This is a genomic window from Streptomyces sp. NBC_01775, from assembly GCF_035917675.1.
Classification (GTDB): Bacteria; Actinomycetota; Actinomycetes; order Streptomycetales; family Streptomycetaceae; genus Streptomyces.
The window spans coordinates 476,788-491,273 of the sequence record NZ_CP109104.1; the positions used below are offsets into that span (position 1 = coordinate 476,788).

Below are 14,486 nucleotides of genomic sequence, written 5' to 3' on the forward strand. Positions count from 1 at the left end.
CGAGCCCCTTCGACAGGGCGCCGCCAAACGCCCGAGCGAACCCGTTGCCGCCGGACTGTCCAGCCGCGCCGGCACGCGCGCTGACCTGACGGGACCAGTCGCCCTCGAACTCCGGGCGGATGGACACGTATCCGCGTCCGACGAGCACACCAGAGGCCACCGCGCACCCCCTTACTCACTGGGTTGCGGCGCCCCCACGGAATGCGGCGGCAAGCTCTGCGGGCTTCGACGGGTTGCGTCCGCCGAGGCGGATCACCTTCGCGTCGCGCGGCTGCTCCACCCCCGGCCTGGGGATCGGCTTCGGCGGCTTCAGGCGGCGCGTCTTCTTCGGGTCACCGCCGAGCTTGACCGTGGCGAACGTGTTCTCACGCACGGCGTCCACGACCGTCGCAATCAGGTGCCGGTCGGGAGTCCAGAACTCCTCGTCGGGTTTCTTCGGCCGCACCGCCCGGTGCGTGGCCGAGCCCTCCGGCAAGTACCGCAGGAAGACGCGCAGCTCACGCCACGACATCTCGCCCCGGTACAGCTCCAGCAGGCTGCGGCCCGGCCAGTAGTGCGCCATGTCCCACTCGACGGCCTCGCCGTGCTCTCTCAGGAGCTGAGCGAGGCCGTGGATTCCCCCGGCTCCATACCGGACCGCTTCTGCCACTCCTCCGCAATCAGCTCCAGGTCACCGAGGGTGTATCCGGCGCCGACCATCTCGGCGACCTTCTCCGGGCCGAGGGTGAGCTTGAGGATGCCGAGGCCGTCCTCCAGAGAGCCGACCCGCTCCTGCAAGTCCATGGGCAAGGTCTTCATCGCGGGCAGCGTGAACTCCACGCCCGCGAGCGCGAACGTCGTCGGCTCCGGGAGCGCGTCGCGGCGCTGCTTCGCCAGAGAGTCGAGTTCGACGACCTCGGTCCCGGCGGTCTTGGCGGTGGTGGCCATGCTGTTCTCCTCTGCTGCGGTTGCTGCGGGCTGCGGTATAGGCCCGGTGGGAGCGCCCCGCAGCAGTGCGCGCCCACCGGGGGATCAGGCGGGCGCCCAGGACGGGTCGTTGGACAGCCAGGTGGCCAGCTCGGGCGACGAGGACGCGTAGGCCGACACGGTCATGCCGAGACCCACGGGCTCCCCACGCTGGAAGTTGACGCTTTCGCGGTCGGTGACCTCGCCGCGGGGGATCACGACACGGTTGGTGATGTCGCCGTCTACCCACTCGAAGCCGAACGCCATCTCGGCGCTGCCCGGGGCGCTGGGGATGTCGAGCTTGAAGACGGTGTCCGCCGTCACCTCAGTGATCGTGCTGTCAGGGAAGTACAGGGTCACCACGCTCGCGCGCAGCTCGATCGCCGTGAACGCCAGCGTCAGCTCCACCGAGGTGAGGACACGCCGCACCGGAGAGAGGGACTGCCACGCCATGATGTCCTCGACGTCCGTCCCGTACTCCATCTCGACACCGTCGTCATTCAGGTAGCCCAGATCTACCCAGGCCGGATCCCACGCGGACGTCAGATCGGCCGGCGCGGTGGACCCCTTCGGGGCGACGTACACGTTGCCGTTGAGCCCCACGCGCACGTTGTCGGCGTTGAGCGCCATAGCTGCCTCCAGGCATGCCAAGGACCCGCACGGCAGCACCGGCGGGAGAATCGGAAATGGATGCGGGAGGGTGTTGTGCTACTCAGGCAGGACGCACGCGCAGAGACATGACCAGCACGTATCGCGGCGAGGCCGTGGTCGGGTCCGGCAGCCAGATCAGGCTGCTGTCCTCAACGCGGCAGATCAGTACGTCGCCGAGCCGCGTGCCCTCGGCGGCGAAGATGTGGCCCCGCACCTGCTGTGCGAGGTCGTGCGCGGCAGCCTTGTCGGTGGCCAGCACGTCGATATCGAGCGTCGGCTCATCCAGGACCAGCCGCGCGTAGGTGGCGCCGCCGCCACGGGACACCGCCACCACAGGCAGATTCTCAGCGAGATCCTCGGGCCACTCCGTGCCCACCGTCACACCGATGTCGAGCTGCTGCCGCAGATAGCCGGTGACGGCCGCCTCCACATCAGGGAAAACGACCAGCGGCGGCGTGCTCATCCGCTCTTGCCGCGGCGGCGAGGCAGTGGCGCCTCAACCGGCTCGTCTACCGGCGGCACCGGTTCGGTGGCCGGCCCGTCCACGGGCGCGTCGGCCACGGCCTGCGGCTCATCCGCCACCACCTCCGCCACCCGGCCATCCCGCCGCAGCCCCGGCACCTGATCGTCGGGAACCTCCACCACCTCGCCCGGGGCATGCCCCCCGTGCCAGGTCGCCAGTCTGATGCGTGCCATGTAGTGCTCCTCAGATTCGGAGGGCGTCCAGCGCCCGGCCGAGCACTCGGGTCCTCGGAGAACGCCCCTCCTGGGGGCGCTCCTGCGACGTTGCCGGGCGACCGGAACCGAACTCGACCTGCAAGGTATAGGCGACGTTCGCGCCGAACTCCCCCTGCCACGCGAACCCGTTATGCACAAGCGACGCGTTCAGGGACTTCTTGTAGTCGCCCGCCCGCGCCACGTTGGCCCAGGTCGGGCCCGTGTAGGTGGGGGCGAGCGCAGAAGCGATAGCCTTCCCCCGCTCCGCTATGGACAGCAGGTATGCGGCCATCTCGGCGCTCGACGCAAACTCCCGGAACGCCCCACGGTCTATCCGTATGCGTACCTGCGACCGGGCCACTAGTCGATCTCCTTCAGTCGGGCCTCCACATGGTGCACGCCAGGCCCGAAGGGGTCAGGCCAGCGGCCCACCTTGCCGTCGACCTCCAGGGTCATGCCGTCGTGCTCGACCCTGTCGGTCTCCAGCAGGTCGAGATCCATACCCTCTGGGGTCTGCAACTCCCAGCCGGTGACGGTGGTCTGCCGGTCGATGGTGTCCTCGTCCGACTGCGGTGGCGACCCGGCGGGCTGGATGTTCACGCCGGAGAAGACGACACGCTCGGCGCTGGGCCAGTCCCGCTTCTTGTTCTGGTAGCGGTCCACCATCAGAGGCGCCCGCACCCGAGTGAACGACTGATGGAACAACAGGCTCACGGCCGGTCCCCCCGGTTCAGACGGTGCCGCTCCACCGCAGCCGACCACTGCGCCGTCACACCGATCGACGCCTGCGCCCCGAACTTCAGCGCCTGCCCGCCCACCTGCACGCTCTCCACACCCGGCCGCACGGCGTACATGGCGCGGGCCTGGTCGATGACCGCCTCGGCCACGTCATCAGGAACCTGCGCATGGCCATGACTGTAGGTGACCACGACGCAGCGCAGCCGGCCCGGCCACACCTGGCAGCCCAGGCGCCGCAGGAACCCGTCAGCCGACCAGTCGAAGCCCTCCCCTTCAACGAGGGGCTCACCGTCCAACTCCAGCGAGGCCACCGACAGCACCGGGGCGGCCGGAAGTATCAGCGAGACGCACCCCGTGCCGTCCAGCGTGACCGTGTCGCCCGCCACCAGTGTCACCGGATGACGCACGGCCCCCCGGAAGCGGCTCGTGGCCGCAGCCAGCGCCTGAATCAGCTTCGGATCATTCTCCGGTACACCGAGCCACGCGGCCAAGTCGGCAGGGTTGGCCAGGTAGTCAATCGTCGCCACCGCCCGCACCGCCCTTGTCCGCCGCGGCACGGCTCTTGTTGCTGACGGCCCGCTTCTTCGCCTGCGGCTTCTCCGGCGCCGCTTCCTGCTCCTCACCGGAAGGCTCCGAACGGCAGTCGCCGACACGGTGGAAGCGGGCATCCGCCTCATTCAGCTTCATCACCGTCTCCACGCCGCTGGCCGTGGTGACGGTGTACTTCTTCAGGGGTCCGCCCACGGCGGCCACCTCCAGGTACTCAAGTACGGATTCGCTGGTCGAGGGCGGGCCGCACGCCGCATGCTCGGCGCCGCACGGGCACCGCCCCCGGACCATCCTCGAGTTGATGAGCGTCACGGCGCGAGCTGGCCGGACGTGCGCATCGCGGCCAGCAGCGCGTTGACCTTGGTTCGCAGCGCCAGGTAGTCGGCGCGCAGGGCGTCGTACTCGGCCTTCGTCGGGGTGGCGCCAGCGGCAACCACCGAGGTGGCCGCACCAGCATCCGCTACCGCCGCCGTCTGCCGGCCCTCACGGGCCGCGCCGGCGGATGCGTTCAGATACGCCATGTCAGCCTCCTCATGCAGTCAGGTCAACCTCGACGAAAGCGTTCGGCTGAATGACGCCGAACGCGGCCCGCATCTCGGCGAGGATCGCGACGAGGTTGCGGACGAAGAAGTCGGCGTGGGAGTCGGTGACCGTGATGGACGCCTGCTCGCGGTCCCACAGGATCGCCTTGCGGAAGTCGCCCACATACCCGGTGCCTGCTGGGACGGCTTCGGTCTCGATGACCGGCAGACCCCACAGGACGCTCGCCGAGCCGACCCCACCGGGCCCGCCGAAGTAGTAGCGGCCCTCGTTGTCCTGGAGGAGATCCACGGTCTCCAGGTCGGCGGGGTTGAGCAGGTAGGCGTTCGCCATCGACCGGCCTACGGTGCGGACCTTCGTCTTGGCCTTGCGCAGGGTCGTGAGCGCATTGGTGTCCCACGCCTGCGCCTGCACGCCCGAGACATTCGACAGGCCCTCGAAGTTCTCGCCAGTGCCGTCACCCGACACCATCTGGTCTTCCAGCTCCTCCTCCAGGCCGTACCTCAAAAATGCATCGATGAGGGTGCGGATCTGCGCGGCGTCCGACAGGGCCCGCTTCGTGATCGGGATCCAGTGCGCGATCGTCCGCACCGGCGTGGTCACCTTCGCCGCCGCCAGCGCGCTCTCAGGCTTGTAGCCGCCGCCAGCGTTGTTGACCAGCGCGCCCGCACCGCCAGGCGCGGTCGGCGCCGCCGACGAGGTCGCCTCAGCGACCGGTGCCGCAGCATTGGTGTAGCTGGTCATCCGCACGTACTCGACCGTGTCGGACGTCGTCGAACCGGCGGTGACCACGTCCCGCAGGGCCAGCGGGCGCTGGAAGGCGTCGGCGGCGACCTGAAGACCCAGGTAGTCGTTCTGCACGAACGCGCCCGCAGAGGTGTCCGAGCCACCCGTGACGAGGCTCTTGAAACCGGTGGGCAGGGACTGCACCCGCTGCTTGGCGCCGAACCCGCCGTTCGGAGCGGTGGCCAGCAGGCTCTTGTACTCGGTCGACTCGACGTAGTGCTCGCCGATGGACTTCCGCTCCGGCACGATCAGCCCGGACGGGGTGGCCCGCTCCCCCTGCGGCTCGTTGAGGGAAATGCTGTCGCCCAGCTCAGAGATGGCCTTGAGCATGTCGCCGTCGGCCTTCGCCTTGGCCAGGGCCTCCTTGGCGGTCTTGGCCTTCTCCATGTGCTCGACGACGAGCGCCCGCTCCTCCTCGGTGAAGTCGCGGTCCTCAGTCTCGGTCTTCTCCGAGAGGGACTTCAGCTCCGTCAGGTGATGCGTCAGCTCTTCCGTTAGCTGCTTGACCTTGCTCATAGCTCTCCTCAATCCGTGAGCGTGGAGGCATCGAGGCACAGCACCTCGATGTCGGTGCGCAGACGGGATGAGGCGGTTCCGGGCCGGGCCTCGCCCGCCTTGGCCGCAGGCTCCTGCGGCGAGGCGGACTCAGGCGGGGCTGGCGTGGCCTTCTCGGCGTCTTCCGTGCTGGAACTCACGGAGTCCAGCAGCTCCGTAGAGAGGCGCGCGATCTCGCGAACACGCTCCTCGTTCGCGGCCGACAGCGTCCTGCCAGCCTTGGTGTCGATGGCCGCGTCCACGGCCTCACGCACGCGTGTGATGTGGTCGTCCATGGCCTTCTCGACTGCGGACCGCACGGCGTCTCCGGATGCGAGTGCGGGCCCGTTGAGGGTGACGCGCAGGGTGTCCCCCAACGCGGACTTCACATCGATCAGTTCGGTGGACTGGTTCGCGCCGATCAGGCACGGGCCGACCTCGTACAGCTTCAGCTTGCGCAGCTCGTAGTAGCCGGGCCCGTCCTTCTGCTCGACCCACGAGCCCTCATCCACGTCGTAGGCGAAGGAGAACTGGGTGACGCGGCGCCCCTTCATCAGCTTGTACACCTGCGCGGCCTTGGTGCCCTCGTCCAGGTCGACGCGTGCCTTGATCCACAGGCCTTCCGGGCGCTCCTCGGCCTCCAAGACTTCCCCGATGTGGTACTCCGGGTCGTGGGACATGTGGGACCACAGGACGGGGATCGGGTCGCCGCGGCTCTTCCACTCTGCGAGGGTCTCGGCAAACGCACCGGGGGCGATCTTGTCGCCGACGCTGTCGAGGTTGTAGGCAGCGACGATGGCCTCGAACGTGCCCTCGTCGGTGCCCTCGTGGGTGCCCGCGGCTTTGATCCGCACCGGGCAGGATTTGATCCGCATGGTCACTCCGTCTTCGAATACGTCAACTCGCAGCGGCAATTCGCCGTCTGGGCGGCGTCGCCACTGCCGTCACCCGGCCACCGCAGCCCGTTGGAGAACACGTCATCGACCGGCACCTTCTGCCCGTTGAGAGCCGCATGCTCGGCGCGGGGGTTGGCGCTAGTCGTGCGCCACGTCTTGAAGCGCAGCCCCGAGGCACGCGCAGCATCGTGACCGCCGAAGGACAGGGCCTCCGTAGCTGCGGTCTCCGACCGCAGGAGGGCCACGGCTGCCCAGGCGGCGCCGGCCAGCAGCAGGGCCGCCGCGACGCCACCCTCGGGCGGCGGGGTCTCGGCGGCAGCGATCGCCTCCGTTTCCCCAGCCATATCGTGCAGCTCGGCATGGTGCAGGGCCGCGGCCAACAGCCACGGCTCCATCACCTCAGCCGACCAGCCCTCCTCATCGGGGTTGAACTCCTCCAGCACCTGGCGGGCGCCCAGCAGGCCGAGCCGCACCATGAACTCGCGGATGACCGCCAGGAACCGGGCCTGCTTCTCCGCCCGGCCCGACGCCCACCACCCGCGCACCGCATCCACGCCGTCCGGTGCCGCAGCCACGAGACGCGCAGCCTCTTCCTCGGTCAGTGCGCCGAGCGCCGCCGCGAACTGCGCACGCAGATCATCCTGCGGAGTCGAGGGCTGCCCGGCCTTGGCCTTCACCGGCCGGGCTCGCCCTTTTGGGAGCTGCTCCGCCTCCGGCGCCGTGTCCCGCGGGGAGGCCCGGCCTCCTTCGCTCACATTCAACGGGGTGATCAGTTCGTCGCCGTCCGGGAGCTGCGGCAGGTTGAACCGGGCCCGCTGCTCGTTGACCGTCATCCACGGCCGGCCCGTCGCAGTGGATGCGGCGACAGCCTGCTCCTCGAAGGAGCCGCGCATCTTCTCCGCGATGTTGAACTCGACGTACACGTCCTTGCTGTCGGCCAAGTCGGGCAGCAGGTTCGCGGCGATCTCCTGCTGCACCATCGTCAGCCACGGCCCTAGCGTGTCCTGGTAAAGGATCTTGTGCTGCTCGGTGATGTTGCTGTACGTCGCGTGATCCAGGATCCCCACCAGCGGCGGAGGAATGTGGTACGCCGCCGCGACCTCCTCACGTGTCAGCTTCCGCGACTCGATGTACTGGGCCCGCTGCGGATCGATCGCGATCTGCTCATACGTCATGCCGTCCTCAAGGATCGGCGTACCACCCTCCGCGCCGCCGCCCTGCGAGAAGCCCCGCCACATCTCCCCGAACCGGCGCTTCGCCTCCGCCGACCACGGCTCCGCATCCGCCGGCCGCACCAGCACACCCGTCGCCCGCGCACCGTTACGCCACATCGCCGCCCGCTGCCGCGTCGACTCCGACTCCTCCAACAGCAGCGCACGCAGCGCCTCCAACGGAGACGAGCCCACCACCAGATCCTCCGGCGAATAGCCGTGGAAGTGCATCACCTGATCCGGAGTGAACCGCATCCCCCCGGCAGCCACGTAGTACCTGGGGGTAATCCAGTTGCCCTCCGCCGGGCAGATCAGCGTGGGCGGCACCGGCAGCAGCAGGCGTCTGCCTTCCGCCTCCCACTTGATCCAATACGCCTCGTCGTAGATCGCGAGATCGCAGATGAGCCGCTCCACCAGCCGGAACGTCGTCACCCGTGGCAGCGGATCGCCAAGCAGCAGCGCCAGAGGATGATCCGTCAGCCGCTCCCGGTCCGTATCCGACACCCGGCGAAACACGTGCAGCCCGAGCTGAGCGATGTTCCGCGCCAGGAAGTTCACCACCGTGCGCACCTGCGGCTGCGCCCGCCAGATCGCCGCGTACTCCCACGACACCGTCGACAGCGACGTCATCGCCCCATACGACATCAGCGACCCGGCGCCGGTGAGCTGCAACTGCCCGGAGGAGACCACGAACGCCATCAGCCACCGCCCGCCAGCACCTGCGTGAACTCGACCTTCGCCCGCTCGATGACGACCTCACCATCCACCGACTGAGGCTCACGGCCCGCCTCCAGCAGCTCCACATCCCGCAGAACCAGCAGCGGACCGCGCCGCGCCCACAGGATCCCGGAGAACGCCTTGTCCGCCAGGTTGACCACGACCCGTTTGCGCAGCGCAGTGCGACGCCAAGCGAACACAACCCACCCCCGTCACACGATCATCATCTCGTCGGCGTCCTCATAGGCGGACCGCCGCCTCGGAGGCCGCGCCACGATCTCAGCCATCGCCGTCGCCAACGCAGACACGCCGTCGATCTTGTCGCCGGAGTTCGCCTTGTCGGGCTTCACATTCCCGGCCGGATCCATCGCCACAGCCAGGTTGTCCACACACCAGCGCACCACCGGATGCCCGCCATGCCGCAACGCCGGCGCCTGCGGGGTGCCCTGAAGCGTCAGCCGCTGGATCTCCTTCAAGACCGGCGACATGGTCGCGAAACCCTGCCGCACCTTCACCATCGGCGCCCGCTCGGCGACCAGCGTGTTCGTCATCTGTGACGCGTTCCACGGGTCATAGCCGATGCTCTTCACGTTGAACTTGTCCCGGTCCCGCTGGATCTGCTCGACGATCCAGTCGTAGTCCGCGACATTGCCGGGCGTTGCCGTCAGATAGCCCTGCCGTACCCACTTCGTTGCCGCGCCCGCCGTGCGCTTGTCGAGCGCCTTGAGGTTGTCCTCGGGCGTCCAGAACCGCCACAGCGCGTCCAGCGTGCCGTCTTCATCGTTCGGGAACAGCCAGCACAGCGCACACAGGTCAGACGTAGACGCCAGGTCGAGTCCGCCCCAGGTGTCCCGGCCGGCCAGCGCCTCCTCGTCGACCATGCCCGCGTTGTTGTCCCACGCGTCCATCATCAAGAACCGCGTCGACTGCTTCGTGCGGATCCCCAGATGCAGCCGCAAGAATTTCGCCAAGTCCGCCGGGGACTGCTGCGCCTCCGCCGACGCCCCCCGCAGATACGCGGCCGACGGGCTCACCCCGTAGCCCGGGTTCGCCTTGCGCCACGTCGCCTCGGCGTAGGGGTCGTCCGACTCGTCCGCGCCCCACACCACGCCGTAGGTATCCAGGTCGTGCAGTGCGCCGCGGGCCAGCTGCTCGATGTACTGCCGCTTCCGGTCGTAGATCGACTCCTGCTTGCCCTCGTCCGCCGTCGTGATGATGATCACCAGCGGCTGACGGCGTGAGCCGGTGCCCGTCTCGATCGTCTCCACCAGATCAGGGGACTTGTGGACATGCAGCTCGTCGATGATCCCCCCGTGAACGTTGGCGCCGTGCAGCGCCTCGGCCACCGACGAGACGACGGTGAAGTACGAGCCACTGGCCGGGTGTGTGATCTTCTTCGTGTACGCCTTGACGTTGCCCTTCAACGCCGGCGCCCGCTCCGCGATCGTCTTGATCGGATCAAACGTGTACCGCGCCTGCTTCTCCGACGTGGCCGCCGCATACACCTGCGCGCCCGGCTCCGAGTCCGCAGCCATCAGATACACCGCGATGCCGCCGCTGAGCGTCGTCTTCCCGTTCCTGCGAGGCACGTCCACGTACAGCTTGCGGACGATCCGGACGTAGCCCTCGGCCTCGTCATCCCACCGCACCCACCCGAACACCGGCGCGATGATGTACGCCACCTGCCACGGATCCGGATCCAACGGCTTCCCAGCCCACTTGCCCTGCGTGTGCCGCAGCAGATGGAAGCTCTTCAGCACCCGGTCCACCCGGTCCGGGTCGAACACCGCCCCGGAAGCCTCCCCAGGGCTTGGGGTCTGCACCTTCGGCGGGCAGTCCGGCAACGGGATCCCCCGCTCCTGCATGTACCAAGCAACCTCGGCAGAGATACCCAGATCAGCTTGAGCCGGCGAAGGGGTTCGCTTCGTCGCCATCGTCGCCCCCGCTTCGCGCCAAGGCCTGCTCCGTCGACGGCGTCAGGCCGAAGTGAGCCGCCCACGAGCGCATTTCCCGCCCGGCGCTGCGAGCGATCGCGACGCACGGGTGAGCAAGCTTGCCCTGCCGCGCGTTAATGACCAGACCCTCCTCTTGCACCACCCGAGTCGCGGACACGAACGTCGCCCACGCCTCGCAGTACGCAGCCAGCGCAGCCCGGTCCTGCTCCTTCACCAGATCCAGACGGGACAGCTCCGGGATGACCCGCTTCCACTCAGCCGCCGCCTCACGCGACAGCCACGTCGGAGGCTTCGGCGGCAGCCGCTTGAATGCCGGGCCGGCCTCCACCTTCCGCCCGCCCGAGTCCCGGCCCGGCGACCGCCCAGTGATCAGCTTGAGGGTTGCGGGAGCAGCAGTTTTCGGCATCACAAGCCCCCTATCAGCGAAATGAGCGCGCGCCTTCCGCTCTGGCCGAGGCGGTCCCCAAAAGATCTTCCGTCGTGATTTTGACTCCCCTACCCGCCCGCGATCACGCGATGATCACTGGGTTCGATCTTGACTTTGGGTCTTGATCTCGCGGGCTCTTCTTGATCCTTCCAGGGCCTCGCGGGCAGTCTTCTCCCGGTGGCACGGCTCGGAATGGATCAACCCGAGGTTGTCGAGGTCACGCGCTGCTCCACCTTGGCTGACGGGCACGATGTGCTCCAGTTCATCAGCGTCCTCGCCTCCGCACACGTAACAACAGCCGTAGTCACGCATGGCCACACGCCTCTTGAGTGATCGCATGGTGCCACTGCTCATGCCATAGCGCTTGGATGGTGCTGGTCTGCCTCGCCAAGGCTCGGGCTGATGCCCGTCGCACAGGCCACGCTTGGTGGCCATCTCATAGCAGTCCACGCGCGCGCATCGCGTGGGTGGAGCAGTAGGCATCAGACCCTGATGACGTTGATGGTGAGCTCAGCGTGCGCGACGTCGAAGGCCAGCGTGGTGCCGTAGTCCGTGGCAGGGAAGGGCCCAAGCACTTGGGTCTCGCCTGCGGGTATGGCTTCCACGCGCGTGGGTGTGGTGAGCCCATCCACTGAGCGCACAGTCTGGAACGTGATGTTCCTGCTGCTGGCCCCTGTGTTCTTGACGATGAGTACGACCCTGCCGTCGTTGGCGATGCTGTTGCCGTTGACGGCGTCGCCTGCCGCAGCTGTGGGCAGTACGGTTCCCGCGCGCGTGGCCTGCGTGGGCGTGAGTGCAGTGCGAGGCATGGGCTTCTCCTACGTGATCGAGATGGCCCGCCAGTGGGGTCGGTTGGCGAGGTTGTCGACGGAGCCGGTACTGACGTGCAGGTAGCCGCCGCGATAGGTGCTGTTGGTGACGGTGAGCGTCACGTCCGGTTCGACGTCCGTGCGGGTGAGGATGAGCTGCGTCGGCGTGATCTGAAGCTCGAACGTCATCCAGTTGCCTGCCGTCGGCGCCGTTGTGGCGATGGTGCCGAGCTGCGTACCGGAGGTCACTCCGGCGGTGTGGCTGTAGAGCTGCATGTCGCCGTTGCCGCGTAGCAGCATGTGATAGCCGCCGGTGGCGTTGGCGCTGTTGAACGCATACTTCGAATCGTCGGGTTTGCAGAACGCGATCCCCGAGTGCTGCGTGCTGCCGGGCAGCCCGTCCCACATCATCGACCACCTGATCGTGTAGCCCGACGCCAGCGTCGGGCACAGGCTCCCAAGCAGAGCCGCCTGATTGGGCAGCACGTCAAGGTACGCGTCCGAAGCCGCGCCATACTTCAAGGCGTACACGGGATCGTAGTTCGCGGCGCCCAAGTCACCCGGCGTCTTGATCTTGCTGGCGAAGTCATCGGCAGTCCGCACCGGCGTCGACCGCGACAGGTACAGCAACTGCGAGCACATCAGCCCTTGGACACCCAGCCCCGTCAGCCGCGTCACCTCGGACCTCCTGTGCACCTCCCAGCACATGACCGGCTTCCCGCGCGCTACGACAGCCGCGATCCGCGCGTCCGACATGGTGTGCGGGACGCCCCAGAGATCGACGTTGCTCGCGACTGCGTCCATCTGCCCATCGGTCGTGCCTGCGTCCACATAGGCCCACACCGTGTACCCGTTGGACTTGGCCCAGGTCAGCGTGTTGCTGGCGTAGTACGCCTTCCACACCACCGACTTGGCGGCCCCGGGGTACTGCGAGAGCAGCGCCTGCACAGCGGGTACGGAGGGGTTGCTCTTGGCTTCGAGGAAGATGACGACGCGGCCGAGGAGGCGGTCGAGGACCTCGCGCAACGTGGGGAGCTTCTGGTTCGACCAGCCGGCCCCCAGCAGCGAGGCGCCGATGTCGACGGTCACGGTCTCGCGCAGCGCCGCATACGGCTTGTCGCTGACGTTCCCGGTGCCGTTGGTGGTGCGGTCGAGGGTCTGGTCGTGGATACACACGGGCACGTTGTCGGCCGTGACGTTGACCGACACCTCGATGGCTCTCGCGCCCGCGTTCACGGACGCGTCATACCCGACCAGCGTGTGCTCAGGGAACTCGCCGCCGCTGCCTCTGTGGGCAACGTAGAACGGGGTCGTAGCCAGCAGGCTCGTCACGGACGCGGCGTCGAACTGCGAGGCCCCGACGAGCCCGAGGTTCGTGCGGGCGGACGCTGCGGATGAGAGGTCGCTCAGGTTGGCGGTCTTCGCGAGACGGCCACCCACAGCGGTGTCGGTGTAGGCGGTGGCGTCGGTCTGGAGCGAGTCGAGCCACTGCTGCTCGGTGCCGACGAAGCCCTCGTCGACGGCGACCTGGTAGGCCGAACGGCCGTCGGTGCCGTCCTGCCCGTCGTCACCCGCGGGCCCGCGCAGAGACGTCAGCCATTCTTCCTCGGTGCCTTCGAAGCCGTCCGCGACGGCGAGGACGTAGGCGGAGGCCCCGTCGATGCCGGGGAGACCTTGGGGCCCGGCAACGGTGAGGTACTCACCCTCGGCGGGGTCGGTGGGCGCCACTTCGGCGAGGTCGACGAGGGGTTCGGCGAGGGGCAGTGCGAGCGGGTAGGAGCGTCCGGGCTCGTCGTACCAGTGCTCGGTGACCCTGTACGTCCAGTCGACGGGGGTCACGTCGGGGTCGTCGGTGGCGAGGAGCTCGGCCTCTATCTCGCCGTCGGCGTTGGCTTTCGCGGTGATGATGCCGAGGATGATGACGCCGTGCGTCGCCGACGTGAGGACGGCCGGCTCGGGCCGGAAGGTCACGCCTCCGGTACGCGGGCCGCCGTCCGGCTTCAGATACGTGCCAGTGACCGTGACCGTCGCGAGACCAGCAGGGAGAGCCATTGGGCCTCCCCTCGGCGTGCATCTGGGTCCTGCTGCCCGGCCCCTCCCAGAACCGGGCAGCAGGGGTCTGTCAGCAGCCCAGCTCGTCGAGTGGGACTTCAGTGCGGAAGGGTCGCGGGTTCGTGCCGGGCAACGGCTCTGCTCCACGTATCCACGCGCGGGCCCTTGAAGTCGGCACCGTTTCATTTGGCGTCACGTTGAAGACATCCGCATCGACGACAGGGACGAGCAGGTGGATTGGTGCGACATCGAACACTCGGGCCAAAGCCAGCGATTCGTTGACGGTGATGTTGGCTCGCTTGCCGTTCTCGACGTTGGTCACGATCTGCCGGTCCCACGGAATTCCAACCTTGGCCATGTGCTTAGCCAGTTCTGATGCGGTCCAGCCGTGGCGTCCCCGCAGGGCTCGTATGCGCCGCATGATGATCTTCGTTGTCTCGGAGACTTCAGCCATTTCCACTCCAGGGTGTGGCGGAAGCCCCGGTCCCTGGATGGCTCGGGGCTTCCTTCCCGCGCGGATCAAGCGCGGGCGTCAACGGGATGGTGGTGGCCGCCCCGAGCCCTCGACGGGGCGGCCACCTACGGGGCTCAACAGACCAGGGGGAAGGCCGGAGCACCCGAGTCAGGCAGCGCGGGGTGCGCGCTGCGGTGTGGGCCGGTAGGTGCGGGCCAGTTGCTCGATTTCGGGGAGGGCGTACATGGTGCGGGCGAAATGCCCGTTACCGAGGGGCCGACCGTCACCGTCGAACCGCCGGACCTTGCCGCGTGACGCCCACTTGCGGATCACCTGAGCGGGCACCCCGGTCCGGGCTTCGGCTTCGTGGACGAACACGAGGTCTTCGACCTGGAGGTAGATGACGTCCACAATCCACCCCCTGGCATGACGAAACCCCCGCGCGTTGGCGGGGGCTCGGTGGCTTGAGGGCGCAATGAGCCCGTCTGCGACGAGTGTGACATGA

Annotated in this window: 21 protein-coding genes; all 21 read right to left on the reverse strand. The window is 68.1% G+C overall.

Translation table 11 applies throughout. The features are described from left to right. Positions 1-175: 175 nt before the first annotated feature. Positions 176-649, reverse strand: coding sequence for a hypothetical protein (locus OHB04_RS02290; protein WP_326806642.1), 474 nt, complete (start codon positions 647-649; stop codon positions 176-178). Continuing rightward, positions 592-927, reverse strand: coding sequence for a hypothetical protein (locus tag OHB04_RS02295; RefSeq protein WP_326806643.1), 336 nt, complete (start codon positions 925-927; stop codon positions 592-594). The genes OHB04_RS02290 and OHB04_RS02295 overlap by 58 nt, the downstream gene beginning before the upstream one ends. A gap of 84 nt (positions 928-1,011) precedes the next feature. Next, positions 1,012-1,575, reverse strand: a complete 564-nt coding sequence (locus tag OHB04_RS02300; protein WP_326806644.1) for a phage tail tube protein — start codon at positions 1,573-1,575, stop codon at positions 1,012-1,014. Between the two features lie 82 nt (positions 1,576-1,657). After that, complete coding sequence (locus OHB04_RS02305) at positions 1,658-2,059, reverse strand: hypothetical protein (RefSeq protein WP_326806645.1); 402 nt, start codon at positions 2,057-2,059, stop codon at positions 1,658-1,660. Continuing rightward, positions 2,056-2,292, reverse strand: coding sequence for a hypothetical protein (locus OHB04_RS02310; protein ID WP_326806646.1), 237 nt, complete (start codon positions 2,290-2,292; stop codon positions 2,056-2,058). Before OHB04_RS02310 ends, OHB04_RS02305 begins: the two co-directional genes overlap by 4 nt. 10 nt (positions 2,293-2,302) lie before the next feature. Beyond that, positions 2,303-2,605 carry a hypothetical protein gene (locus OHB04_RS02315; RefSeq protein WP_326806647.1) on the reverse strand — a complete coding sequence of 101 codons (303 nt, stop codon included), beginning with the start codon at positions 2,603-2,605 and terminating at the stop codon, positions 2,303-2,305. 68 nt (positions 2,606-2,673) lie between these two features. Next, complete coding sequence (locus OHB04_RS02320; RefSeq protein ID WP_326806648.1) at positions 2,674-3,027, reverse strand: hypothetical protein; 354 nt, start codon at positions 3,025-3,027, stop codon at positions 2,674-2,676. Then, positions 3,024-3,587, reverse strand: a complete 564-nt coding sequence (locus OHB04_RS02325) for a mobile element protein (RefSeq protein ID WP_326806649.1) — start codon at positions 3,585-3,587, stop codon at positions 3,024-3,026. The genes OHB04_RS02320 and OHB04_RS02325 overlap by 4 nt, the downstream gene beginning before the upstream one ends. After that, entirely contained in the window at positions 3,565-3,795 is a 231-nt protein-coding gene (locus OHB04_RS02330; protein WP_326806650.1) for a hypothetical protein, read from the reverse strand. Before OHB04_RS02330 ends, OHB04_RS02325 begins: the two co-directional genes overlap by 23 nt. A gap of 113 nt (positions 3,796-3,908) precedes the next feature. Then, positions 3,909-4,121: a hypothetical protein gene (locus tag OHB04_RS02335; RefSeq protein WP_326806651.1), complete on the reverse strand. Its 213-nt coding sequence runs from the start codon at positions 4,119-4,121 to the stop codon at positions 3,909-3,911. Between the two features lie 10 nt (positions 4,122-4,131). After that, positions 4,132-5,442 (reverse strand): phage major capsid protein, encoded by a 1,311-nt coding sequence (locus OHB04_RS02340; protein ID WP_326806652.1) that lies wholly within the window; start codon positions 5,440-5,442, stop codon positions 4,132-4,134. A gap of 8 nt (positions 5,443-5,450) precedes the next feature. Then, positions 5,451-6,335: an HK97 family phage prohead protease gene (locus tag OHB04_RS02345; protein WP_326806653.1), complete on the reverse strand. Its 885-nt coding sequence runs from the start codon at positions 6,333-6,335 to the stop codon at positions 5,451-5,453. A 2-nt stretch (positions 6,336-6,337) separates the two neighbouring features. Then, complete coding sequence (locus OHB04_RS02350; protein WP_326806654.1) at positions 6,338-8,239, reverse strand: phage portal protein; 1,902 nt, start codon at positions 8,237-8,239, stop codon at positions 6,338-6,340. Between the two features lie 26 nt (positions 8,240-8,265). Further along, entirely contained in the window at positions 8,266-8,484 is a 219-nt protein-coding gene (locus OHB04_RS02355; RefSeq protein ID WP_326806655.1) for a hypothetical protein, read from the reverse strand. Between the two features lie 12 nt (positions 8,485-8,496). Beyond that, positions 8,497-10,071, reverse strand: a complete 1,575-nt coding sequence (locus OHB04_RS02360) for a terminase large subunit (RefSeq protein ID WP_326806656.1) — start codon at positions 10,069-10,071, stop codon at positions 8,497-8,499. Positions 10,072-10,180: 109 nt separating this feature from the next. Next, positions 10,181-10,645: a phage terminase small subunit P27 family gene (locus tag OHB04_RS02365; RefSeq protein WP_326806657.1), complete on the reverse strand. Its 465-nt coding sequence runs from the start codon at positions 10,643-10,645 to the stop codon at positions 10,181-10,183. Between the two features lie 114 nt (positions 10,646-10,759). Continuing rightward, on the reverse strand, positions 10,760-11,149 hold the full coding sequence (locus OHB04_RS02370) for an HNH endonuclease (protein ID WP_326806658.1): 390 nt from the start codon (positions 11,147-11,149) through the stop codon (positions 10,760-10,762). After that, complete coding sequence (locus OHB04_RS02375; protein WP_326806659.1) at positions 11,149-11,475, reverse strand: hypothetical protein; 327 nt, start codon at positions 11,473-11,475, stop codon at positions 11,149-11,151. Before OHB04_RS02375 ends, OHB04_RS02370 begins: the two co-directional genes overlap by 1 nt. Before the next feature lie 9 nt (positions 11,476-11,484). Next, entirely contained in the window at positions 11,485-13,527 is a 2,043-nt protein-coding gene (locus tag OHB04_RS02380; RefSeq protein ID WP_326806660.1) for a glycerophosphodiester phosphodiesterase, read from the reverse strand. A gap of 70 nt (positions 13,528-13,597) precedes the next feature. Then, positions 13,598-13,981, reverse strand: coding sequence for a helix-turn-helix transcriptional regulator (locus tag OHB04_RS02385; protein WP_326806662.1), 384 nt, complete (start codon positions 13,979-13,981; stop codon positions 13,598-13,600). Between the two features lie 168 nt (positions 13,982-14,149). Beyond that, positions 14,150-14,392 (reverse strand): hypothetical protein, encoded by a 243-nt coding sequence (locus tag OHB04_RS02390; RefSeq protein WP_326806664.1) that lies wholly within the window; start codon positions 14,390-14,392, stop codon positions 14,150-14,152. Between the last annotated feature and the right edge of the window lie 94 nt (positions 14,393-14,486).